This window comes from Mycobacterium sp. URHD0025 (assembly GCF_000426065.1).
In the GTDB taxonomy this organism is placed as follows: Bacteria; Actinomycetota; Actinomycetes; order Mycobacteriales; family Mycobacteriaceae; genus Mycobacterium.
Genome location: NZ_AUEQ01000001.1, coordinates 710,015 through 731,359, shown reverse-complemented (window position 1 = coordinate 731,359; position 21,345 = coordinate 710,015). Strand labels below are relative to the sequence as shown.

General features: G+C 66.9%; 25 protein-coding genes. 15 read left to right on the top strand and 10 right to left on the bottom strand.

Annotation, left to right across the window (positions count from 1 at the left end; all coding sequences use genetic code 11):
• Positions 1–130: 130 nt before the first annotated feature.
• Positions 131–787: an HTH-type transcriptional activator FasR gene (gene fasR, locus H977_RS0103515; protein WP_029106557.1), complete on the top strand. Its 657-nt coding sequence runs from the start codon at positions 131–133 to the stop codon at positions 785–787.
• Here fasR and H977_RS0103510 read toward each other — a convergent pair.
• The gene (locus H977_RS0103510) at positions 784–1,044 is read right to left on the bottom strand and encodes a DUF3107 domain-containing protein (RefSeq protein ID WP_029106556.1); all 261 of its coding nucleotides are present in this window, start codon (positions 1,042–1,044) and stop codon (positions 784–786) included. The genes fasR and H977_RS0103510 overlap by 4 nt on opposite strands.
• A 232-nt stretch (positions 1,045–1,276) precedes the next feature.
• Between H977_RS0103510 and H977_RS0103505 the strand changes: the two genes are divergently transcribed.
• Positions 1,277–2,047: a hypothetical protein gene (locus H977_RS0103505; RefSeq protein WP_029106555.1), complete on the top strand. Its 771-nt coding sequence runs from the start codon at positions 1,277–1,279 to the stop codon at positions 2,045–2,047.
• Between the two features lie 35 nt (positions 2,048–2,082).
• Here the strand turns inward: H977_RS0103505 and H977_RS0103500 are convergent, their stop codons facing one another.
• Entirely contained in the window at positions 2,083–2,781 is a 699-nt protein-coding gene (locus H977_RS0103500; protein WP_029106554.1) for a ferritin-like fold-containing protein, read from the bottom strand.
• A gap of 295 nt (positions 2,782–3,076) precedes the next feature.
• Here H977_RS0103500 and H977_RS0103495 point away from each other — a divergent pair, with 295 nt between their 5' ends.
• Both H977_RS0103495 and H977_RS0103490 read left to right on the top strand, forming a co-directional pair.
• A complete protein-coding gene (locus H977_RS0103495) occupies positions 3,077–4,591 on the top strand; it encodes a DEAD/DEAH box helicase (RefSeq protein ID WP_029106553.1) in 1,515 nt (504 codons plus the stop codon).
• Positions 4,592–4,615: 24 nt separating this feature from the next.
• Positions 4,616–5,842, top strand: a complete 1,227-nt coding sequence (locus H977_RS0103490; protein ID WP_029106552.1) for an Rv3212 family protein — start codon at positions 4,616–4,618, stop codon at positions 5,840–5,842.
• Positions 5,843–5,861: 19 nt separating this feature from the next.
• On the opposite strand, the gene H977_RS0103485 is transcribed toward H977_RS0103490, so the two are convergent.
• Positions 5,862–6,563, bottom strand: coding sequence for a PP2C family protein-serine/threonine phosphatase (locus H977_RS0103485; protein WP_029106551.1), 702 nt, complete (start codon positions 6,561–6,563; stop codon positions 5,862–5,864).
• A gap of 7 nt (positions 6,564–6,570) precedes the next feature.
• On the bottom strand, positions 6,571–7,398 hold the full coding sequence (locus H977_RS0103480; RefSeq protein WP_081681590.1) for a ParA family protein: 828 nt from the start codon (positions 7,396–7,398) through the stop codon (positions 6,571–6,573).
• A gap of 28 nt (positions 7,399–7,426) precedes the next feature.
• Between H977_RS0103480 and H977_RS0103475 the strand changes: the two genes are divergently transcribed.
• The 3 genes from H977_RS0103475 to H977_RS0103465 are packed head-to-tail and all read left to right on the top strand — an operon-like array spanning position 7,427 to position 9,605.
• Positions 7,427–8,038 (top strand): acid phosphatase, encoded by a 612-nt coding sequence (locus tag H977_RS0103475; protein WP_029106549.1) that lies wholly within the window; start codon positions 7,427–7,429, stop codon positions 8,036–8,038.
• A complete protein-coding gene (locus H977_RS0103470) occupies positions 8,035–9,120 on the top strand; it encodes an isochorismate synthase (protein WP_036474841.1) in 1,086 nt (361 codons plus the stop codon). Before H977_RS0103475 ends, H977_RS0103470 begins: the two co-directional genes overlap by 4 nt.
• Positions 9,117–9,605 (top strand): GNAT family N-acetyltransferase, encoded by a 489-nt coding sequence (locus H977_RS0103465; protein ID WP_029106547.1) that lies wholly within the window; start codon positions 9,117–9,119, stop codon positions 9,603–9,605. Before H977_RS0103470 ends, H977_RS0103465 begins: the two co-directional genes overlap by 4 nt.
• Here the strand turns inward: H977_RS0103465 and H977_RS0103460 are convergent.
• Complete coding sequence (locus H977_RS0103460; RefSeq protein WP_029106546.1) at positions 9,602–9,991, bottom strand: hypothetical protein; 390 nt, start codon at positions 9,989–9,991, stop codon at positions 9,602–9,604. The genes H977_RS0103465 and H977_RS0103460 overlap by 4 nt on opposite strands.
• A complete protein-coding gene (gene aroQ / locus H977_RS0103455) occupies positions 9,988–10,443 on the bottom strand; it encodes a type II 3-dehydroquinate dehydratase (RefSeq protein ID WP_029106545.1) in 456 nt (151 codons plus the stop codon). The genes H977_RS0103460 and aroQ overlap by 4 nt, the downstream gene beginning before the upstream one ends.
• Positions 10,444–10,603: 160 nt before the next feature.
• Between aroQ and H977_RS0103450 the strand changes: the two genes are divergently transcribed.
• The 3 genes from H977_RS0103450 (at position 10,604) to whiB1 (ending at position 12,558) form a co-directional block, all read left to right on the top strand.
• Complete coding sequence (locus H977_RS0103450; RefSeq protein WP_051288667.1) at positions 10,604–11,047, top strand: YchJ family protein; 444 nt, start codon at positions 10,604–10,606, stop codon at positions 11,045–11,047.
• Between the two features lie 35 nt (positions 11,048–11,082).
• Positions 11,083–12,045 (top strand): diacylglycerol/lipid kinase family protein, encoded by a 963-nt coding sequence (locus tag H977_RS0103445; protein WP_029106543.1) that lies wholly within the window; start codon positions 11,083–11,085, stop codon positions 12,043–12,045.
• Positions 12,046–12,303: 258 nt separating this feature from the next.
• Positions 12,304–12,558 carry a transcriptional regulator WhiB1 gene (gene whiB1 / locus H977_RS0103440; protein WP_003882795.1) on the top strand — a complete coding sequence of 85 codons (255 nt, stop codon included), beginning with the start codon at positions 12,304–12,306 and terminating at the stop codon, positions 12,556–12,558.
• A gap of 185 nt (positions 12,559–12,743) precedes the next feature.
• Here the strand turns inward: whiB1 and H977_RS0103435 are convergent, their stop codons facing one another.
• Positions 12,744–14,243, bottom strand: coding sequence for a sensor histidine kinase (locus H977_RS0103435; protein WP_029106542.1), 1,500 nt, complete (start codon positions 14,241–14,243; stop codon positions 12,744–12,746).
• A 20-nt stretch (positions 14,244–14,263) separates the two neighbouring features.
• Entirely contained in the window at positions 14,264–14,479 is a 216-nt protein-coding gene (locus tag H977_RS0103430; protein ID WP_029106541.1) for a biotin/lipoyl-binding carrier protein, read from the bottom strand.
• A 135-nt stretch (positions 14,480–14,614) separates the two neighbouring features.
• Between H977_RS0103430 and H977_RS36210 the strand changes: the two genes are divergently transcribed.
• On the top strand, positions 14,615–14,707 hold the full coding sequence (locus H977_RS36210; RefSeq protein WP_003882799.1) for a 50S ribosomal protein bL37: 93 nt from the start codon (positions 14,615–14,617) through the stop codon (positions 14,705–14,707).
• A gap of 82 nt (positions 14,708–14,789) precedes the next feature.
• On the opposite strand, the gene rsrA is transcribed toward H977_RS36210, so the two are convergent.
• Together rsrA and H977_RS0103415 are read right to left on the bottom strand one after the other, a co-directional pair.
• Positions 14,790–15,095: a mycothiol system anti-sigma-R factor gene (gene rsrA, locus H977_RS0103420; RefSeq protein WP_029106540.1), complete on the bottom strand. Its 306-nt coding sequence runs from the start codon at positions 15,093–15,095 to the stop codon at positions 14,790–14,792.
• The gene (locus tag H977_RS0103415) at positions 15,092–15,739 is read right to left on the bottom strand and encodes a sigma-70 family RNA polymerase sigma factor (protein WP_029106539.1); all 648 of its coding nucleotides are present in this window, start codon (positions 15,737–15,739) and stop codon (positions 15,092–15,094) included. Before H977_RS0103415 ends, rsrA begins: the two co-directional genes overlap by 4 nt.
• A 222-nt stretch (positions 15,740–15,961) precedes the next feature.
• Between H977_RS0103415 and ybaK the strand changes: the two genes are divergently transcribed.
• The 4 genes from ybaK (at position 15,962) to H977_RS0103395 (ending at position 21,297) form a co-directional block, all read left to right on the top strand.
• A complete protein-coding gene (gene ybaK, locus H977_RS0103410; RefSeq protein ID WP_029106538.1) occupies positions 15,962–16,453 on the top strand; it encodes a Cys-tRNA(Pro) deacylase in 492 nt (163 codons plus the stop codon).
• A gap of 118 nt (positions 16,454–16,571) precedes the next feature.
• The gene (locus H977_RS0103405) at positions 16,572–17,678 is read left to right on the top strand and encodes an acyl-CoA dehydrogenase family protein (RefSeq protein ID WP_029106537.1); all 1,107 of its coding nucleotides are present in this window, start codon (positions 16,572–16,574) and stop codon (positions 17,676–17,678) included.
• 2 nt (positions 17,679–17,680) lie between these two features.
• The gene (locus H977_RS0103400) at positions 17,681–18,877 is read left to right on the top strand and encodes an acyl-CoA dehydrogenase family protein (RefSeq protein ID WP_029106536.1); all 1,197 of its coding nucleotides are present in this window, start codon (positions 17,681–17,683) and stop codon (positions 18,875–18,877) included.
• Between the two features lie 5 nt (positions 18,878–18,882).
• Positions 18,883–21,297, top strand: a complete 2,415-nt coding sequence (locus H977_RS0103395; RefSeq protein ID WP_029106535.1) for a CoA transferase — start codon at positions 18,883–18,885, stop codon at positions 21,295–21,297.
• The last annotated feature ends 48 nt before the right edge of the window (positions 21,298–21,345 follow it).

The window sequence follows — 21,345 nt, the reverse complement described above, 5'->3', positions numbered from 1 at the left end:
TTTCGAAACCCATCCCCGTTTCGCGACGACCGCGCGGACGAAAGAGCGCGCCACGGTAGTAGTGTCGGTGCGATCAGCGGCTCGGATGAACATGTCCAAGTGCGCCAGAGCAATACAGATTGAGGACCTGATGAGCGATCTCGCCAACACCGCCGAGAGGAGAGGTGACAAGCCTGCGTCCGCTGGTCGACGTGGCAATCGCCTGCCTCGTGATGAGCGGCGCGGACAGCTGTTGGCGGCCGCCAGCGAGGTATTCGTCGAGCGCGGCTACCACGCCGCGGGCATGGATGAGATCGCCGACCGTGCGGGTGTGAGCAAACCCGTTCTGTATCAACACTTTTCGTCAAAGCTCGAGCTCTACCTGGCAGTGTTGCAGCGCCACGTCGACAATCTGGTGTCAGGTGTGCGCCAGGCCCTGCGCACCACGACCGACAACCGGCAACGGTTGCGCGCGGCGGTCGAGGCGTTCTTCGATTTCATCGAGCACGACAGCCAGGGTTACCGGCTGATCTTCGAGAACGACTATGTCAGCGAGCCGCAGGTGGCCGCACAGGTGAAGGTCGCCACCGAAGCGTGTACCGATGCGGTGTTCGATCTGATCAGCCGCGACTCCGGGCTCGAGGCGCACCGCGCCAGGATGATCGCGGTCGGATTGGTGGCCATCAGCGTCGACTCGGCGCGGTACTGGCTGACCAATGACCGGCCGATCGACCGGAATACCGCCGTGGACGGCACGGTGCAGTTCGCCTGGGGCGGACTGTCACACGTGCCACTCACGCGGTCCTAGACCGCTGGGGCGGATGCTCCGGCAGATTCCACGCCAATCCCGAACCCAACCCGGCGCACGTCTGCGGCGCCGATCTCGACGTAGGCGATCCGGCTGTTCTGCACCAGGAATCGCCGGCCCTTCTCATCGGTCAACGCCAGCACCCCTGATTCCTTGGCGAGTGCGTCGGTGACCTGCTGCTCCACTTCGGTGGGTGTCTGCGCGCTGTTGAAGGCGAGCTCGCGCGGGCTGTCCGTGACACCGATCTTGACCTCCACGCTGGACCCTTCTTTCTTTCTCACGTCCGTTTGTCGACTTCCCTGAGCAGGCTAGTAGACAGCCGGGCCCGCCCGCCGCCAGCGGGTGGGCACCGGGGCTACGCCCTGCGCGAAACACGGATACCGAACCGAGTCCGGACCGTGACCGACACGCACCGAGCTCGACCTCATCTGTCACTTCTGTCTCGATAGCATCAGTTTCGATATTGGACGAGACGACTGGGGCAGCCGCATGACCAGGCACTATTCGCCGTACGACACCACCTCGACCGAGCGCTTCGGGGACCGGCCGTATGAGCCGACCGGATACTCCGGCTACACCCCTGAGCACACGACGGACTACTCGGCCGACTACGACAACTACGACGCGGATTACGACGCGGACTACGACGACGAGGTCACCTTCTACGAGGACCCCATCGACCGTCGCTGGATCTGGGTGGCCGGCGTGGCAGGCGCGATCCTGCTGGTCGCGGTCATCTGCACCGTGGTGATCCTGGGCGGCGGGGACAGCGGGTCGGTCTCGGCCACCCTGACGTCACCGTCGGCCCAGCCGACCCAGACCACCCAGCCCGCACAGGACGCCACTTCCAAACCGGCGCCGCCGCGCGCAGCACCGACCGCGCCGCTGTCACCCGAGACCGTCACCACGCTGACTCCGGCACCTAGTGCGACCGCGACACCCGCGCCCGTCGCACCACCCGTAGCCGCCCCGCCCGCCGGCGTCGCCACCCCGAACGCCGTCACCTACCGGGTGACCGGCAACCGGCAACTCATCGACCTGGTGACCATCGTCTACACCGATGAGCAGGGCGCCCTGCAGACCGACATCAACGTCGCGCTGCCGTGGGCCAAAACCGTGGTTCTCAACCCGGGTGTGACACTCAAGTCCGTGACGGCGACCAGCGTCGCCGGTCAGCTCAACTGCTCGATCACCGACGCGTCTGGGGCCGTGCTCGTCGCGCAGGCCAACAACACGATGATCACCACCTGCACGCAGTAGCGACCGAACGGAGCACTACGGACTGGGTCTGGCGGTTACGCCAGGCCCAGTTCCTGCATCCGGGACTGATGGGTGTTCTGCAACCGGCCGAAGAACTCGGCCAACTGCGTCAGACCCTCACCGCTGGACATCACCAGATCGACGAGTTCGTCATGATCGGCCAGGACGAACTGCGCCTGGGTGACCGCCTCTCCGAGCAGACGACGCGCCCACAACGCCAACCGGTGCCGCTGCCGATCGCTGGCCGTCACCGCCGCACGTACCTCGGCGACCACGAACTGTGAATGTCCCGTTTCGGACAGCACCGCACGCACCACCGTCGACACCGCCTCGGGCAGGGCATCGGCGATCTCCAGATAGAAATCCGCGGCGAGCGCGTCGCCGATGTAGGTCTTGACCAAGGCCTCCAGCCACGTGCTCGGAGTGGTCATCCGGTGGTAGTTCTCCAACGCCGACGCGTACTTCGACATCGCCGGAACGACGTCAACTCCCCTGTGCTCCAACGCATCCCGCAACAGCTCGTAATGGCCCATCTCGGCAGCCGCCATACTCGCCATGTTGATCCGGCCCCGCAGACTCGGCGCCATGCGGGCCTCTTCGGTGAGCCGGTAGAACGCGGCGACCTCGCCGTAGGCGAGCACCGCGAACAGTTCATTGACTCCCGGATGATCCGCAGTCACGCCCGAATCGACCGGTTTGACGATCTGTTCCGTGGCAGGCTGAGGGGAATTCATGAGGCCAACTCTAGACGCCGCCGGGACACCGTGATCGGCTGGCAAATCGGCCCAGATCCCGCGACCAGCTACAATGACAATTGGTAACGGCTTCGAGCCGACAATTCAGCGCCCGAACCGCTACCAGGAAATGTGCGTGCACGCAGTTGGCCCGCCCCTGTGGGAGCTGGGCCCAACGGATCGGCAGCGCTGAGGATACGAACCTTATCCGGGCGAACCCGACCGTTTCACCGTCAAACTCCGTGTGCGCTGGATGCCCGTGAGGTTTGACAGTGAAAGGCCACCTCCACCAACCATGACGCATGTAAATAAAACGTTTGCCGAACTCGGCGTCCGCGACGAAATCGTCCGCGCCCTGAGTGAAGAAGGCATCGAACACCCCTTTGCCATTCAAGAACTGACCCTGCCGCTGGCGCTGGCCGGCGACGATCTGATCGGTCAGGCCCGCACCGGTATGGGCAAGACCTACGCCTTCGGTGTCCCCCTGCTTCATCGCATCTCCACCGATGAGACGCGTCCGCTCAACGGCACGCCGCGGGCCCTGATCGTGGTGCCCACCCGGGAACTCTGCATTCAGGTCTACGGCGACCTCGCCGGAGCGGCCAAGTACCTGAGGGTCGACACCGAAGCGGGCAAGGACCGCAAGTTCTCCGTGACCTCGATCTACGGCGGCCGTCCCTACGAGTCCCAGATCGAGGCACTGCGCAAGGGCGTCGACGTCGTCGTCGGCACCCCGGGCCGGCTGCTCGATCTGGCCCAGCAGGGTCACCTGCAGCTCGGCGGCCTGTCCGTGCTGGTGCTCGACGAAGCCGACGAGATGCTCGACCTGGGCTTCCTGCCCGACATCGAGCGCATCCTGCGGCTGACCCCGGACGACCGGCAGTCGATGCTGTTCTCGGCCACCATGCCCGACCCGATCATCACGCTGGCTCGCACCTTCATGAACCAGCCGACCCACATCCGGGCCGAGGCCCCCCATTCGGCGGCCACCCACGACACCACCGAACAGTTCGCCTACCGGGCCCATGCTCTGGACAAGTCCGAGCTGGTGAGCCGGATCCTGCAGGCCGAGGGCCGCGGCGCCACGATGATCTTCACCCGCACCAAGCGCACCGCACAGAAGGTGTCCGACGAACTCGGCGAACGCGGGTTCAAGGTCGACGCCGTACACGGCGACCTCGGGCAGGGCGCCCGCGAGAAGGCCCTCAAATCGTTCCGCAGCGGAGCCGTCGACGTGCTGGTCGCGACGGACGTGGCGGCACGGGGTATCGACATCGACGACGTCACCCACGTCATCAACTACCAGTGCCCCGAGGACGAGCAGGCCTACGTGCACCGCATCGGCCGCACCGGCCGCGCCGGCAAGACCGGTGTCGCGATCACCCTGGTCGACTGGGATGAACTGCCCCGCTGGGAGATGATCGACAAGGCGCTGAACCTGGGTTGCCCCGCACCCGCGGAAACCTATTCCAGCTCGCCGCACATCTACGAAGAGCTCGGTATCCCGAGTGACGCCACCGGCCGGATCGGCGAAGCGCGCAAGCCCGCGGCCAAGCGCAGTCCCGACGAGAAGCGCATCTCCTCGGCGGATTCCGAGGACCGGCCCGCAAAGACCAGGAACCGCAGCCGTCGGCGTACCCGCGGCGGCCAGGCGGCCACTGGGCATCCCCAGGGCACCTCTGCGCCGGCACCGAAAGACGGCGATGCCGCTCCGGTGACCGATGCGGACGCCTCGGACGAAACGTCCTCCAACGGACGTCGCCGTCGGCGCCGCCGTCCCCGCAAGACCGAGACCGCGACGGCCGGCTGACCGGCGCCCGCAGACAAACCTGCAGTGGTCAAACCCGAACGCCGCACTCGCGGCGACATGGCGGCCGCCGCGGCAATCGTCGCGGTCGTCGCGGTGGTAGCCGGGCTGATCTGGTGGACCAGTGACGCCCGGGCCACCATCAGCAGGCCCGCCGCGGCACCGGTTCCCTACCTGACTCCGGCCCGCGAGGTGCCGGCAGGCCTGCAAGAGCTGTGGGTCGCAAACAGCCCGAAGACCACCGAACCCGTGCTCGCGGGTGGATCGGTGGTCACCGCGGACGGCTCCACCGTCGAAGGTCGCGACCCGGTCAGCGGTGCGGTGTTGTGGAGCTATGCCCGCGACCTCGAATTGTGCGGCGTGACGTCGGTGTACCAGTACGCGGTCGCGGTGTACCCGGACGTCCGCGGCTGCGGACAGGTCAGCACCGTCGACGGCAAGACCGGCAGACGTGGGCCGGCCCGCACCGCCTACGCCGACCCCGAGGTCCGGCTGTCGTCCGACGGGTCCACCGTGCTCTCGGCCGGCGACAGTCGCCTCGAACTGTGGCGTTCGGACATGGTCCGAATGCTGTCCTACGGCGCGCTCGACGCCCGCATCAAGCCGGACGTACCGGCTTCACCGGTGTGCCGCCAGCTGTCGGCGGCGGCGAGTTCCTCGGCGGTGTCGGTGCTGGAGTCCTGTCCGAAGAGCAAGTTCGTCCGGCTGACGCTGCTGCGCCCGGCCGACGAAGAGGACTCCCCCGACGTGCGCTACGTCGAACTGCAGGACATCACCGATGAGTCCGGGGCGCAGGTGGTCACGGTGTCGGGCACCACGACCGCGGTGTACCTTCCCACGCCGAAGCCGATGGTCAACGTCATCGACGAGACCGGGAAGACGCTGGCCAGCCTGCCGCTGGCCAAGCCTGCCGCACCGCAGTCGACGACCACCCGCACCGGGGACCTGATCAGCTGGTGGACCGGTGACTCGGTGCTGGTCTTCAGTACCACCGGAACAGGCGGCCTGCAGTACAAGTACACCGTGACGCCGGCGGGACCGCACTTTCCCGTCGGACCCGCCACGGTGATGGCGGGCGTGCTCCTGGTTCCGGTCAACGATGGTTACGACGTCTTCGACCAGCAGACCGGCGCCGGGCAGCGCCACATCGCGCTGCCGCGCACGCCCAGCGTGTCGCCGGTGATACCGGTGGTGGCCGGAAACACCCTGCTCGAGCAGCGGGGCACGCAACTGGTGGCGCTCGGCCCCGCATGAGTTCCGGCCTGCCCCGGGCTCAACCGATGTCGATCACGATCACGGTGGTGTTGTCGCTGCCGCCGGCATCATTGGCCACCTGAACCAGCCGCTGCGCCGCGATCTCGGGTGCCTGATCCGTTGCGGCGACGGCGATCTCGGCCACATCCGCGCCGGCGAACAAGCCATCGCTGCTGATCAACAGCCGGTCACCGGGACGGCAGTCGAGATCGAACAGGTCCGGCCGGATGATGGGGCCGATGCCCAGCGCCCGGGTGAGCAGATGGCGGTGCGGGTGGAAACGGGCCTCTTCCCGGGTGATCTCGCCGGCACGCACCAGTTCCCCCGAGACGCTGTGATCGTCGGTGAGCTGAGACATGACCCCATCGCGAATCCGGTTCAGCGGCGAATCCCCGATGTTGATGGCCATGGGACCGCCCTGCTCGTCACCGAACATCGCCACCACCGTCAGAGTGGCCCCCGAACTGGTCCCGGATGCGGTGACATGCGCGAAGACCTGGTCATTGGCCTGCTGCACCGCGCCGACCAGGCCGTCACGGTCAGGCGCCGCGGCGAATCCGGCGGCCAGCACATCGACCGCGATCCGGCTCGCTTGTTCACCGCCTGGCCCGAAACCATCCGAGATCGCGTACAGGATGCCGTCGGCGAGCAGTGAATCCTGATTGCTCTCACGCACCGGCCCCTGATCGGTCGCCGTCGCGGCCTGCAACACCGAAGCCATGGCCCGCCTACACCACCTCGGGCGTGAAGGTCGGCAGCTTCTTGCCCGATTTCCAGTGTTTGAGCAGGGCCTGGGCCAGCTCCCGGTACGCCAGCCCACCCTTGCTCTTGCGGCCCGCCAACACCGACGATCCCGACGCGCTGGCCTCGGCGAACCGGACGGTGCGCGGAATCGGCGGGGCCAACACCGGCAGCTGGTACCGATCGGCGACATCCAGCAGGACGTCGCGGCTGTGGGTGGTGCGCGAATCGTAGAGCGTGGGCAACGCGCCCAGCAGCGCGAGATCGGGATTGGTGATCTGCTGCACGTCGGAGATCGTCCGCAGGAACTGGCCGACGCCGCGGTGCGCCAGGGTTTCACACTGCAACGGCACGATCACCTCGCCCGCAGCGGTCAGACCGTTGAGCGTCAAGACACCCAGCGACGGCGGACAATCGATGATCACCACATCGAAATCCGATTCGACCTTGGCCAGAGCTCGTTTCAGCGCATATTCGCGCCCGGCCCGCATCAACAGCATGGCCTCGGAGCCCGCCAGGTCGATGTTGGCCGGCAGCAGCGTCATCCCCTCGGCCGTCTCGACCAGCGCCGCCCCCGGCTCGACGTCGCCGAGCAGCACTTCGTGCACCGACACCGGCAGCTTGTCCGGATCGTGGCCCAATGAAAACGTCAGACAGCCTTGCGGATCCAGGTCGACCAGCAGTACGCGCTTCCCCTGCTCGGCCATCGCCGCGCCCAGCGACGCCACCGTCGTCGTCTTGGCTACCCCACCCTTTTGATTGGCGACCGCTAATACTCGCGTCACACCTTCATCCAAGCACGCTCTCGGCGGCATTGCCGGAACGTGGGGCAGAATCGCCGGTGTGAGCGACCGCCTGCACCGCCTGATCCTGCTCCGCCATGGCGAGACCGAGTGGTCGGCGAGCGGCAGGCACACCGGGCGCACCGAGTTGGATCTCACCGAGACCGGACGTGAGCAGGCGGAACTGGCCCGCCCGGCACTGGCCGAACTGCAGCTGACCAACCCGCTGGTGATCAGCAGCCCACGGCGCCGCGCGCTGGTCACCGCCGAGCTGGCCGGCCTGCACGTCGATGAGGTCGACGCCGTGCTGTCCGAGTGGGATTACGGCGACTACGAGGGGCTGACGACCCCGCAGATCCGCGAGACCGTGCCCGATTGGCTGGTGTGGACTCACGGTTGTCCGGGAGGTGAGTCCGTGGAGCAGGTGAGCATCCGTGCCGATCGGGCTGTCGCGTTGGCGCTGGAACATGTGCCCACCAGAGATGTGGTGTTCGTCGGGCACGGGCATTTCTCCCGCGCGATGTTGACCCGCTGGACCGAACTGCCGGTGGCAGAAGGAATCCGGGTGTCGATGGTGCCCGCATCTCTGGCGGTATGCGGTTTCGAGCACGGCGTGCGCCAGATCACCGCGCTCGGTCTGACCGGTCACCCCAACCCCTGCCTGTCGCAGTGAACCCCTCGTTCGTGCTGGCCGGTCCGACCGGCGCCGTCCTTGCCGAGGGCATCCGCGCCGGATTCGCCGATATCGCCGACGCTCAGGCAGCGCTGCGCTCCGCAACACCAATTGTGCTGGGCGCGTTGCCATTCGACTTGACGGCACCGGCTGCCCTATACGCGCCGCAGGCGGTTCAGTTCAGCGATGCACTGCCGGGATGGGACGCGGGCGCACCCCCGGCCGTGCTGGACCGAGAAACGCTGCCGCCCGGGCCGGTGCACCGCGCAAGGGTGGCCGAGGCGATCCGGCGACTGCGGGATCCGGAGATCCCGATCGACAAGGTGGTTTTGGCACGCGCGTTGCGGCTCTCCGCGGATTCCGCATGGGACGTGCGCAGTGTTCTTCGCAGGCTGGCCGACGCCGACCCGGCCGCCACGGTGTACCTGGCGGATCTGTCCGCGGCGGGAGCAGCCCACGCCGGCACGGTGCTGGTGGGCGCGAGCCCTGAATTGCTGGTGGCGCGCGAGGGCGAGATGGTGATCTGCCAGCCGTTCGCCGGGTCGGCACCACGCTCGCTCGATCCGGAGGTCGACGCGGCCAACGCGACCGCGCTGGCCGCCTCGGCGAAGAACCGGCACGAGCATCAACTGGTGGTCGACATGATGCGTCAGGCGCTGGACCCACTGTGCGTGGACCTGCAGATCGCCGACGAGCCCGAGCTGCACGGCACCGACGCGCTGTGGCACCTGAGTACCCCGGTTGTGGGAAGGTTGCGCGAAAAGCGCACCACAGCAATCGATCTGGCGCTCGCGCTGCATCCCACCCCGGCCGTCGGCGGAGTTCCGACCGACCGGGCAGCCGCGCTGATCTCCGAGTTGGAGGGCGACCGCGGGTTCTACGCGGGCGCTGTCGGCTGGTGCGACAGCAACGGTGACGGACGGTGGGTGGTCTCGATCCGCTGTGCGGTGTTGTCCGCCGACCGTCGCACGGCCCTGGCCAGTGCCGGCGGCGGTATTGTCGCCGAATCCGATCCAGATGACGAAGTCGACGAGACCACCACCAAATTCAGAACCATTCTGACGGGACTAGGGGCGACATGAGCGAGCTGATCCGCCGGGCACGGCCCGGCGACGAAGTCGAGATCACCGCGATGGTTCGGGAGCTGGCCGAGTTCGAACAAGCCTCCGATGAGTGCACCGTGACCGAAAAGCAAATGCACACAGCACTTTTCGGTGACCAGCCGGTGGCGTACGCCCACATGGTGGAGGTTGACGGGCACGTCGCCGCGACCGCGGTGTGGTTCCTCAACTTCTCCACCTGGGACGGTGTCGCCGGACTCTATCTGGAGGACATCTACGTGCGCCCGGCGTTCCGGCGCCGCGGCCTGGCCCGGAAGCTGTTGTCCACGTTGGCCGCCGAATGCGTCGAACACGGCTACACCCGGATGACCTGGGCGGTGCTGAACTGGAATGTCAATGCCATCGCGCTCTACGACGCCGTCGGCGGCAAGCCGCAAACGGAATGGACCACCTACCGGGTATCGGGTCAGGAGCTCGCGGCGCTGGCCGACGAGCGCCGTGGCTAGCTGCGCCGGGTGATCCAGTCCACCGATGACGGGCTGAACAGCAGACCCAGCGTCACCAGGGCGAGCAATCCGACCAGCACGCCGTACACGACGTGGTGCGAGGTGATCACGTACCAGGCCACGGGCAGCAGCAGCAGGTTGGTCATCACGGCGATCCCCCGGCCCCAACGCCGCGCGGTGATCAGCGCCCAACCACCGGCGAGCACCCCGCCACCGATGAGCACGAACCAGACCGCGGTGCCGTAACCGCTGACGATGTGCTGGTCTGCACCGGCCGCCGCGCGCACCAGGAGCACGACCGCCACGATCAGGGCAGCCACTCCTTCGGCGGCGGTGATAAAACCTGCGTACCGGATGGACGGAGGCTGGATCGACGGCTCGGTCACTTCGACTGCCGCTCCGCGAGGTAGCGCACCGCGTACTCGTATCCGGCCGGGCCCGCTCCGGCGATCACCACCTCGGCGACGGCCGACACATACGAGTGGTGCCGGAACGATTCCCGGGTGTGGATATTGCTCAGATGCACCTCGACCACCGGCAATTCGGCGGCGCTGAGCGCGTCACGGATCGCCACCGACGTGTGGCTGTAGGCCGCCGGATTGATGATGATGCCCGTGCAGTCACCGCGGGCGGCCTGGATCGCGTCGACCAGCACGCCCTCGTGGTTGCTCTGCACGGCGCGGACCTCGAAGCCGAAACCGGCGGCCACCTCGGCCACCCGCTGCTCGATCTGAGCCAGGGTGGTGGATCCGTAGATCTCGGGCTGACGGGTGCCGAGCATGTTGAGATTCGGCCCGTTGACGAGCAGTAAACAGGGCTTGTCCGGGCGTTCGGTCACCCCTAGTACGGTACCGACGCTCGCGCAGCTGACAGCAAGGCACACCGGAGCACCGGCCGTGCCGTTGACGCTGGCTCACGACGCCGAGATCGACGCCAGGGTTGTGGTTGGGCAAAATCCACAGCCCTCACGTCGATTTCGGCGTACGGGACGGGTGGACATGGCGTACGGGACGGGTGGACATGTGGAGATACTGGACCGCGTGTCGAGCGTCAACCTCTGCCCGTGCGGTACCGGCCGCACCTACACCGAGTGCTGCGGGCCGCTGCACGCCGGCGCCCGCCCGGCCCCCACAGCCGTCGCGCTGATGCGATCGCGGTTCAGCGCCTTCGCCGTCGGCGATGTCTCCTACCTGCTGAGGTCCTGGCATCCAGACACCCGCCCCGCCGAGCTGGAGCTCGACGAGACGATCGCCTGGCGCCGGTTGCAGATCGTCGACTCCGACGCGGGCGGAGAAGACGATGCCGTCGGAATCGTCGAATTCCGTGCCCAGTACGTCCAGGACGGCAGCCGGCACATCCTTCATGAACGAAGCCGTTTCGAGCGGGTGAAGGGCGAGTGGCGCTACCTCGACGGGGAGCTCGCCGGAGACAGCGCTGGATAACGTCCGTACACCTTGCCCGGTTAGGCTCATGCCCCGTGCGTGCCGTGCTGATCGTCAACCCGAACGCCACCTCAACCACCCCTGCGGGTCGTGACCTGCTCGCCCATGCGCTGGAAAGCCGGGTGACGCTGACCGTCGAACACACCAACCACCGTGGTCACGCCATCGAGATCGCCCGCGATGCCGCCCGTGACGGGGTGGACGTGTTGATCGTCCACGGCGGCGACGGCACGGTGAACGAGGTCGTCAACGGTGTGCTCGGCCATTGCGGCACCCGTCCCGATGCCGGCATGGCACCTGCGGTGGCCGTCGTCCCGGGAGGATCGGCCAACGTCTTCGCCCGCGCGCTGGGCATCAGCCCCGACCCCACCGAGGCCACCAACCAGCTCGTCGACCTGCTCGGCGGTTACCGGATGGGACGCCCGTGGCGCCGGATCGGCCTGATGGACTGCGGTGAGCGCTGGGGAGTGTTCACCGCCGGGATGGGCGTTGACGGCGACGTGGTGGCGGCCGTGGAGGCTCAGCGCGCCAAGGGACGCAAGGTCACCGCATCGCGCTATATCCGGGTGGCGGTGCGCGAGATGCTGGCCAGCGCGCGCAAGGAACCGATCCTGACGCTGCATCTGCCGGGCGCCGACCCGGTTGACGGGGTGCATTTCGCGTTCGTGTCGAACTCCAGTCCATGGACGTACGCGAACGCCCGCCCGGTGTGGACGAACCCCGAGACCACGTTCGACACCGGCCTTGGCGTGTTCGCCATCACGAGCATGAACATATGGGCGAATCTGAGGCTGGTCCGGCAGATGGTGGCGCGCAAACCACGCCTTGCCGCCAAGCATCTGATCCGTGACGACGACGTGTCATCGGTCACCGTGACGAGCACCACGCCCGTCGCCTGCCAGATTGACGGAGATTACATCGGCGCGCGCGAAACCATGACGTTCACGTCGGTGCCCGAGGCGCTGAGCGTCGTTGCCCCGACGAACAAAATTGATTGACCTGCGCAAACACACCGCTTAAGGTGGAATTAGGGCGCAGCTGAATCCAGAGTGTAGTACACAGGAGTGAGGCGTCCGGTCACCGCCCCACCCAGTGACTTTGCCCACGTGTTAACTCAATGCTATTGACATCTGTTCAGCCTGTGAAAGCATCGATGCAACAGTGCAGAAACATTCGTGTGCACGCGTTAACAGCCGAAGAAAATCTAGTGCGCTTTGCCGCGCACGCATGACATGTCTAACGAGGAGTTTGATCTTATGGATTGGCGCCACAAGGCCGTCTGTCGCGACGAAGATCCGGAGCTGTTCTTCCCCGTGGGAAACAGTGGCCCGGCGCTCGCTCAGATCGCTGACGCGAAGCTGGTGTGCAACCGGTGCCCCGTGACCACCGAGTGCCTCACCTGGGCCTTGGACTCGGGCCAGGACGCCGGCGTGTGGGGCGGGATGAGCGAGGACGAGCGTCGCGCTCTCAAGCGCCGCAACGCCCGCACCAAGGCCCGCACCGGCGTCTGACCTTCGGTCCGGTTCTCCGGCATAAGCTACGGCCCCGACGAATGTCGGGGCCGTAGCTTATTTTTGCGGCATTTTCCGTAGCAAATTGCGTAATTGTCGTCACATTTCGCAATGAGGCGGCGACGCAATTACTTCATTGGTACTGATGTCCCACTGTGGACGTCCTGTGAATCGTCGACCCGGTCTCACTGGACTCCGCGGCCGCGGCGACCGATGGGCACCCGCAGCACCACGTCGGTGCCGCCCGAGGCGACCTCGTGCATGCCCAGCGACCCGTCCAGTTCGGCCGTGACCAGCGTCCGGACGATCTGTAGGCCCAACCGGTCGGACTTCTCCAGGCTGAACCCGTCGGGCATCCCCCGCCCGTCGTCGTGCACCACGACATCGAGCCACCGGGCCGACCGCTCGGACCGGATGGTCACGCAGCCCTGAGCCGTGTTCGCGTCGAAGGCGTGCTCGATCGCGTTCTGCACCAATTCGGTGATCACCATGATCAGCGCCGTCGCACGATCCGCGTCTAGCACACCGAGCGCACCGTCCCGGTTGATGCGGATCGGGGTGTCCACCGAGGCGACGTCGTTCATGATCGGCAGGATCCGGTCGATCACCTCGTCGAGGTTGACCTCCTCATCGACCGACATCGACAGCGCATCGTGCACCAGCGCGATCGAGGACACCCGTCGCACCGATTCGATCAGCGCCTCGCGGGCCTCCACATTGTTGGTGCGGCGCGCCTGCAGTCGCAACAGGGCCGCCACGGTCTGCAGATTGTTCTTCACCCGGTGATGGATCTCCCGGATGGTCGCATCCTTGCTGAGCAACGCGCGGTCGCGTCGTTTGACCTCGGTGACGTCGCGGATCAGAACGGCCGCGCCGACCGCGGCTCCGTGCACCACCAGCGGCAGGGTGCGCAACAGCACCGCCGCACCGCCGGCGTCGACCTCCATACGCATACTCGAGCCGCCGGCCAGCGAGTCGCGCACATGGTTGGCCAATTCCTGGGCCTCGAACGGGTCGGAGATCAACGGCCGCGTGACGGTGACCAGATTGTGCCCGTCGAGCTCGGAGGCCAGCCCCATGCGGTGATAGGCCGAGATGGCGTTGGGGCTGGCGAACACCACGTCGCCGACCTCGTCGAGGCGGATGAACCCGTCACCCACGCGCGGGCTGGAACGCGACATGGCCAGATCACCGACATTGGGAAAAGTGCCCTCGGACAGCATGTGCAGCAGATCGCTCGCACAGTCCAGGTAGGCGCCCTCGAGCGGACTGGCCATCCGGCGGGCCGCCAAGGCGGTCTGGTGTGTCAGGACCGCGACCACGTGATCGCGGTGCCGCACCGGCACCGCCTCGACGTTCAGGCCGGGCAGATCCGGCGAATGCCGTTGTGTACCACCGTTTCCCCGCCCGATCGCACCGGACTCGAACGCCGTTGCGACGACGGGAAGGTCGGCAGCCGCCGCCAGCGAGCCGACCGAATCGGCCAGCAACACCGTCGGGGCGGTGTTGGGCCGCACCTGGGCGACACACACCAGCACGCCGTCGTCGCGGCGCACCCACATCAGGTAGTCCGCGAAGGACAGGTCGGCCAGCAGCTGCCACTCGCCTACCACCGCGTGCAGGTGGTCCACCGCGCTGCCGGGCAGCACGGTGTGCTCAGCGAGCAGGTCCCCGAGGGTGGACATCAGCCAGCGCTTCGCAAGGGTCAGTCGATTACCGCGATCAGATGGCCCGCCTGGATGACGTCGCCCTCGGCGACATTGACCTTGGTCACAGTCCCCGCGACCTCTGAGAGGACCGGGATCTCCATCTTCATCGACTCGAGCAGCACCAGGGTGTCCCCCGCGCCGATCTGATCGCCCTCGTGAACCACGACCTCAAGCACACTGGCCACGATTTCGGCGCGAACGTCCTCGGCCATCTTCACCCCACTTCACTCCGGCTGCTACCCGACTACTTGTGCGGCCTATATCGAACCACAACACCGGGTGGTCAGCGGCGCCGCCGGGTCATGAGACACTAGGGGGCAAGCTCTTACACCATCTGGAGGATCATCATGGCCAAGCGTGGCCGCAAGAAGCGGGACCGCAAGCACTCGAAGGCGAACCACGGCAAGCGCCCCAACGCCGGTTCGAAGTCAGTGCGCTAGCCATTTCGGCTTGACTTGACCGCCCGACTCCCTTCGGAGATCGGGCGGTTTGTCGTCGGGCCACCTGGGGATATGCGGCGCGTCAGCCCTGGATGATCGTGGTCCGGCTGATCTGGATTCGCAGCCGCTCCCGCAGGCCTTCCGGCGCCTTTTCACCGCTGCACTTGGCCGCGATCAGCCGCTTGACTCGCTCCTCGACGCCGTAGTGGCGCAGGCAGGCCGGGCATTCTTCGAGGTGGTGCTTGAGCTTGTCGCGGCTTTCGGCCGTGCATTCCCCATCGAGCAGCGTCCATACCTCGGCGATCACCGCAGCACAATCGGGGTGCTCGGGATCAACGGGACCGATCGGCGGAGTCCAGCGCTCGTCCTCATCGTGCTTGTCACTCATGACGAGACCTCCTCCGGCTCACCAAGCTGCTGACCTCGAATGAAGCCACGCTCCCTGGCCACATCCGCCAGCAGCTCGCGCAGCTGCTTGCGACCGCGGTGCAAACGGGACATCACGGTCCCGATGGGAGTATCCATGATCTCGGCGATCTCCTTGTAGGGGAAACCCTCGACGTCGGCGTAATACACCGCCATCCGGAATTCCTCGGGCAGTGCCTGCAGCGCTGCCTTGATCTCGGTGTCGGGCAGCGCCTCCAGCGCCTCCACCTCCGCCGAGCGCAGACCGGTCGAGGAATGCTCGGCATTGGCTGCCAGCTGCCAGTCGGTGATCTCATCGGTGGGATATTCAGCGGGCTGGCGCTGCTTCTTGCGGTAGCTGTTGATGTAGGTGTTGGTCAGGATGCGGTACAGCCACGCCTTGAGGTTGGTGCCCTCGCGGAATGACCGGAAGCCGGCATAGGCCTTGACCATGGTTTCCTGCAGCAGGTCCTCGGCATCGGCGGGGTTGCGCGTCATCCGCAGCGCGCCGCCGTACAGCTGGTCCAGCAGCGGAATGGCATCACGTTCGAACCGCGCTGTCAGCTCGGCATCGGTTTCGGCAGGAGGCTGCGGCGCGTCAGGCTCGGCCTGCTCGACGTCAGTCATCGTGGGAAACACCTTCCCTTCTGTCGCGGCGCCACCAACAGGTGCGGAATACCACTGGGTATCCGCCGGCCGTTCCAGGCATACGGTTGGCACCAGAATCCTCCTTAGATCCTAGAGCGTGCTACCGACAAGTAGCGCTGAGCAGGTGTCGAGAGCAATAACAGCATGTAGGGGCCCCTATGTTCCCCGACGTGCCCGGCGGGCCCCGGCTACCCTGTGCCGATGGCACGCGCAGCGACCCCGGCCATTGCCGCCCTGGTGGCAGCGGGTATCGACCATCAAGTGCTGCAGTACCACCACGATCCGCGCAACGAAGCCTTCGGCGCGGAGGCGGTGGCCGAGCTCGCCGTAGCCGGTTTCGCCGCCGAACAGGTTTTCAAGACACTCGTCATCGCCCTGCCCAAGGGCCTGGCAGTGGCGGTGCTACCGGTGCCGACCAAGCTCTCTCTCAAGGCCGCGGCCTCGGCGCTCGGAGTTCCCAAGGCGGAGATGGCCGACCCCGCCGCAGCACAGCGCTCCAGCGGATACGTGGTCGGCGGCATATCCCCGCTGGGCCAACGCAAGCCGCTGCCCACCGTGGTCGACTCCTCGGCGCTCGCCTTCGACAAGGTGCTGTGCAGCGCGGGTAAGCGCGGCTGGGACGTTGCGCTGGCACCCGAGGATCTGATCAGTGCGACTTCGGCGATCACAGCTGATATCGCCGTCACCGCCTGAATCCCACTGTCATGCGGCACCGGCATGTCGCGATCGGAAACCTGCCGATGTGCGAATGCGTGATTTACACCACCGCGCATGCCAGATTGCATGTACCCGAGACGGAAGGCGGGTGCACATGACGATCAGCGTGGCCGAACGAGCGGAACTGGCCGCCGCGGTCTCCGGGCTATTGCGCGACGAATGCACCGAACACGACGTGCGCCGGGTGATGGCCACAGACGAGGCGTTCGACCGCGAGTTGTGGCGCAAGCTCGCCGCCCAGGGGGTCACCGGCCTACTGGTCGACAGCGAGTTCGGGGGCGTCGGACTCGGCGCTCTCGAGCTCGAGGCCGTCGCCGAAGCGACCGGGGCCGCGCTGCTGCCGGCACCGTTCCTGTCCAGCGCGGTGCTGGCGTCCGCGCTGATCGGGGCCGCCGGCACGGAAGCCGACAAGCGGCGCCTGCTTCCGGGCCTGGTCGAGGGAACCTCGGTGGCGACCGTCGCGGTGACCGGCTCCCGGGGCACCTGGGCACCGGAGGGCGTGGCGGTCCGCGCCTCCTCCGAAACAGGCCCGGATTACACCCTCACCGGCAATGCGCACTATGTGATCCACGGTCAGGTCGCCGACGTGATCCTGGTCGTGGCCCGCATCGACGGCGGCTTCGGCATTTTCCAGACAGCACCGGACGCCGACGGGTTCGAGCGCACGGCCACAACGGTTTTCGATCCGACAGTGCCTCTGTCGACGTACACGTTCGACGCCACACCGGCGCGGCGGATCGGCACCGCCGGGTGGGAGGCGGTACAGCAGGCCCTGGACCTCGCGTCGATCGCGCTGGCCGGCGAGCAGGTCGGCGGGGCGCGGCGGATCTTCGACATCACCGTGGACTACCTCAAGACCCGGATTCAGTTCGGCCGGCCCATCGGCAGTTTCCAGGCCCTCAAACACATGGCCGCCGACCTGCTGCTGCAGGTGGAATCAGCCATCTCGGCCGCGCAGCACGCCGCGGCCGAGCAGGCCTGCGGTAGCGAAAAAGCCAGCGGAGCAATAGCTCTGGCCGGCTTCGTGTGCGCTGACGCCTACCACACGACCGCCATGTCGGCGATCCAGATGCACGGCGGCATCGCATTCACCTGGGAACACCCGGCACATCTGTTCCTGCGCCGGGCCCGTACCGGCCTGCACCTGCTCGGCAGCTCCGAACTGCACCGCGAGCGCTACCTCACGTCGAAAGGCGCGTGAAGATGACCGCCGACAACCTGCCCAGCGCCGATCAACTGCGCGACGAGGTGCGCGATTGGCTCGCCCAGAACTGGTCCGGGCTACCGAAATCCACCAATCCATGGGTCAGTTCGCCCGAGCGAGTGGCATGGCTGCAGAAGGTGCTCGACGCGGGCTACGCCGTGCCCACATATCCCAGCCAATGGTTCGGACGGGAGTATCCGAACGGGCTCGCCGCGGTCATTGAGCAGGAGTTCCGGGCCGTCAAGGCGCCCGGCGCGCGCCAGGACAAATACAGCATCCCGGCCAACACCGCGCTCACGTTCGGCACCGAGCAACTCAAGAACGATCTGCTGCGCGACTTCCTGACCGAACAGGCCCGCACGTGTCTGCTCTACAGCGAACCAGGAGCCGGATCCGATCTGGCCGCGGTGCGCACAACCGCGGTGCGCGACGGTGACGAGTGGGTGGTCAACGGCCAGAAGGTGTGGACATCGGGCGCCACCACAGCCGAATACGCCCTGCTGATCGCCCGCACCGACTGGGATGTACCCAAGCACAAAGGCTTGAGCTTCTTCATGATTCCGATGCGCCAGCCCGGTATCGATGTCCGGCCACTGGTCCAGATCACCGGCGAATCGCATTTCAACGAGGTGTTCATCACCGACGCGCGCGTGCCCGAGGCGTATCTGCTGGGCGGCGAGGGCAACGGGTGGCGGGTGCTGCAGACCGCCCTGGCCTACGAGCGGTCGCTCATGGGCGACGCCGGACGTGGCTCCCGCAACCGGACCCGGGCCGACGATCTCATCGGCCTGGCCCGCGACCACGGTCGCCTGGAGGATCCGGCGGTGCGCCGGGAACTCGCCGAGGTGCTGGCGTTGCGCGAACTCAATTCGCTCAACAACGCCCGCGCCAAAGCCGCTGCGACACAAGGAACATCAAGCTCGATCATGTCGCTGGGCAAGCTGGCGATGTCGCACATCCTGCACGCCGAGGCACGGCTCAAAACTGAGATCATCGGCGCGGAAGCGCTTTTGGCCGGGCCCGACAACCCCGAGGCCGACGACATCAACTTCCTCACGCTCAACGCGTTCTTCACGTCGATCGGCGGCGGCACCGACCAGATCCAGCGCAACATCATCGGCGAGCGGGTGCTCGGTCTGGCCAAGGAACCCGAGGTCGATCGCGACATCCCGTTCCGCCAGGCCCGTCGGAGCTGACCACCATGCCCAACCCCGACGACTACGACCCCCCGCTGGCCGGGGTTCGTGTTCTCGACCTGTCGCGCGGCCCGATGACGGCGGTGGGCCGGCTGCTCGCCGACCTCGGCGCCTCGGTGACCGAGGTGCACCTGCACGGTGTCACCGAGGAACCCGCTGGTCCCATCGTCGAGAGTGGAGTCGAGGGCGGAGCCGATCCCGACACCGTGAGCATCGCGATCAACCGGCACGGAATGGACACGGTCGTCGTCGATCCGTCGATCCCCGACGACCAACGTCGCTGGGTTCAGCTCGTGGCCGGGGCCGACATCCTGATCGAGGACACCGCGCCCGGCTCGCCCGCTGAAAAAGCCTTGGCAGCACACAACATTCACGCTGAACATCCGAGTCTGGTGATCTTGTCCATCAGCGATTTCGGCCGGGACACCAGCTATCGCGGCTGGCATGCCACCACCCCGGTGCTACACGCGCTGACCAGCGAGCTGTCCCGCTCGGGCATTCCGGGGCGCGAGCCCCTGGTGCCACCCGCCGCGCAGCTGCCCTACCACGTGGCGGCGGCGCAGGCCGCCGTGATGACCGTCAGCGTGTACCTCGACCGATTACGCACAGGCGAAGGCGATCTCACCGATTTCTCTGTCCTCGACGGGGCCATGCAGACTCTCGATCCTCCGTACGGGACAGCGGGCACCGCCTCGGCCGGCATCGCGTTGAGCGCACAACGGCGCGACTGGAACGCCGAACGGCTGCGGTACCCGATCATCGCGTGCAAGGACGGTCACGTGCGGATCTGCCTGCTGGCAAAACGCCAGTGGCACGGCATGTTCGAATGGATGGGCCGTCCGGAACAGTTCGCCGATCCGTCGTTCGACCGGCTGCGGACGCGGCTCAGCTCACCGGAACTGATGGCCGCGATCGGTCGGTTCTGCACCGGGCAGACCCGGGCCGAGTTGGAAGTCGCCGGCCAGCGCCACGGGGTCCCCACCGCGGCGGTACTGAGCCTGGCCGAAACGCTCGGCGCCGAACAGGTTGAGAGCCGCGGGTTCTTCCGCGAAGTCGAACTGGCCCCCGGCATGCCGGCACCGGTGCCGGCGGGTGTCCTCGAGGTCGACGGGCGCCGTGCCGTCGCACCGCCGAGCCCCGCACCGGCCCGCCACATCGATGTCGCCCCGATTCTGGGCGCTCGCGAGCGCCGCAATGAGGGCCTTCCGCTGGAAGGCGTGCGCGTACTCGATCTCGGCGTCATCGTCGTCGGATCCGACACCGGGCGCCTGTTCGGCGATCTCGGTGCCGACGTCATCAAGATCGAGAACTCTGCGTTCCCGGATGGCCTGCGCGGCAACCTGACCTCGATGTCACAGACCTACGGCGCGGGGCACCGCAACAAGCGCTCGATAGGCATCGATCTGCGGACACCGCGGGGTCGCGCCCTGGCGCACAAACTGGTCATGCGCTCCGATGTCGTGCTCACCAACTTCAAACCGGGCGTGGCCGAGACGCTGGGGATGGACTTCCAGAGCTTGCGGGAGCTGAATCCGGGCATCGTGGTGGTGGACAGTTCGGCGTTCGGCCCCACCGGTCCGTGGGCGAAGCGGATGGGCTACGGCCCACTCGTGCGGGCGGCCGCCGGGTTCACCGACCTGTGGGTGTACCCCGACGAGCCGGAATCGTTCTGCGACACGGTCACCGTCTACCCCGACCACGTGGCAGCCCGGATCGGTGTGCTCGGAGCGCTGTCCCTGTTGTTGCGCCGGGAACGCACGGGCACCGGTGGCTCGGTCAGCGTCGCGCAATCGGAGGTCATGCTGAGCCACCTGGCCGGTGAGATCGCTGCCGATGTGCTGGTGCGGCGCGGGCATCACACCTCGGTCCAGCCGGTCCACGACGCTCCCTGGGGGCTGTTCCCGGCCGCCGGCGACGATCGCTGGATCGCCGTGACCGTCCGCGACGACGCCGACTGGTACGCACTGTGCCGGGTGATCGATCGTGCGGACCTCGGAGGCGACGAGCAGCTGCGCACCGCACGCGGCCGCGACGCCCACCGCACGCGCATCGACGAGGCCGTACGGGCATGGACGTCACAACGCGCGGCGCCTGAGGCGATGGATCTACTACAGGCGGCCGGTGTTCCGGCCGGCGCCGTGCTGCGTGCCGTGGAAGTCGCGGGCTGGGACTACTACGTGCAGCGCCGGGCTTTCCGCGAAGAACTCCATCCCTACGCGGATGAGCCGTTCACCATGGAGAACGTGCAGATCCACTCGGATCGCGTCGCTGACCCCCCACTGCTGCAGGCGCCCCTGCTCGGCGAGCAGACCCGGGAGATCGCCGCCGAATTGCTCGACATGGACGAGGCCCACATCGATGAGCTGATCGCCGCCGGCGTCTTCGAAGTACCGCAGCGCGCGCAACCGGCGGGACGCTGATCGCCCGTCTCGTACGATTCGTGGGCACACCTGCTCGAACAGCCCTCG